We start from the raw sequence: 1,819 nt of genomic DNA on the forward strand, positions 1-1,819 counted from the left end.
TATGCGATAGATGGTTCTGCTTTGGGGGCTCTACAGGCGGATCAGATTAAACTTGTGGCAACAGAAAAAGGTGTTGGGGTTCGCATGCGCCATGATATGGCGGCCAATGCGGGGCAGTTACATCTTTCTGCGGATGGAAAAATCTCACTACAGAATGCCTTTGGTCATAGGGGTGTTGTTCTGAAATCAAAAAGCCAGAGTGTGTTGGCAAAACACATTGCATCCAAAAAGCATATTGAGATTGCGGCAAAAAAAGATGTGACGTTAGAAACCATTGGGGCAGATGGTCATTTTATAGCAGAGGCACAAGAAGGGCTTTTAACCATTGCCGGGCAAGCGACCTCTGGAGGCAATATGCAGCTGTCTTCGCGCGAAGCCATCAAAGTCTCTGGGCTAGGGGCAGGGGCTGATATAGCGTTTGCAACGGGCGGTGATCTGACCATTGGTGGCACTATTTTGTCTGGGGGCAATTTAAAAGCACATGCTGGTGGTGATATCAGGGCGCATCTTTTAGCCGGTGGGGTTGATATGGCAGCAACGGGGGCTGCTGGGAAGCTTGTTTTGGGCAGCCATGGGGGTGTTGATCTCCAAAGTGTGGGAGGTGCGATAGCTGCGGAAAGCATTTATGGAGCGGGAGAGATCACTCTGGTTTCTCATAACGGGGTTTCGGTTTCTCAATTTCTTCAATCTCATGATAATGTTGCTATTCATACCCAACCGGATGCTGGAGTTCATTTTGGACAACTGATTGCTTATGGAAGGGCAGATATTGATGGTGGAGCGGTTGATTTTTCTTCTCTGATGACGGGTGGAGATGCTGTTTTAAAGGTCAGGAACCTTGAGGCTGGCACACTGATGACAGGGGGAGATTTTGTCCAATCGAGTGTTTTTGGCAAACTTATTTTGCATGAGAAGGGCTCGCTTTCGATTACGGCACAAAGGGGGATAAAGGTTGGACATATTATCAGTGGTGAAAATATTGCCCTTTTTGCTGGTAACGACATTTATTATGATCAGGTTATCGGCTATGGCAGCACAACACTGACATCGGGATCTGGAGGGATTAGTGTTGAGAATGTGCTGTCTGCCATGGGGGATGTGAGGTTGACAGCAAACACTCTCGATTTAAGCAAGAATTGTTCTCATATTTACACGCCTCAAACGCTGTATTTAAAGGGGGATCATATTGATGTTTCGGGGAGCGAATTGACTTATGGCGGTTTAGACTTTCAAAGCACCAATGCCCTTGATATTCAGCATGCACGGCTGCAAGCTGTGACAGATAAGGGGGGGAGTGGGGATATTGTTTTTAGAGCTCCAGGGATTATGACGGATAAGGAAACATCGGTTTTAGCGGCACGAGATTTTACCATCAAAACAGGGAAGCTTCACAATAGTGGTCAATTGGCAGCGGGGCAGAATTTAGCCTTCAGTGTGACAGGTGATGCGACCAACAGCAAAACGGGTTTAATCTATGTGAAGGGCAATGGTGCGCTCAAAGTTGATGGGGCTTTGTTGAATGATTTGGGTGCCATTGTGGCAGAGGGTGATTTATCTTTCACCAATTTGGGGGGCACAGGAAAGAGCCTTTCTCTTGTCAACAAAGCAGGTTTGATTCAGGCAGGTGGAAACTTAAACATCCAAACCAAAACATTGCAAAATGAAGCCGATAGCATACCGGAAATGAAGGAAAAAAAGGAATATAGCGATCTTTCATTTCAAAGACCAGAGGGGGCTGATCAACTCAGTGATGGGATGTTATATCAAGATGGGCCCAATCTTTGGGGAAAGGGGCACGAACATCAAAGTCATACGGGAC

Annotated in this window: 1 pseudogene; it reads left to right on the forward strand. The window is 46.7% G+C overall.

The features are described 5' to 3' along the window. A pseudogene (locus ACFINO_RS09610) lies at nucleotides 1-1,819 on the forward strand (filamentous hemagglutinin); the annotation flags it as partial.

Source organism: Bartonella sp. AA83SXKL (genome assembly GCF_042196965.1).
Classification (GTDB): domain Bacteria; phylum Pseudomonadota; class Alphaproteobacteria; order Rhizobiales; family Rhizobiaceae; genus Bartonella.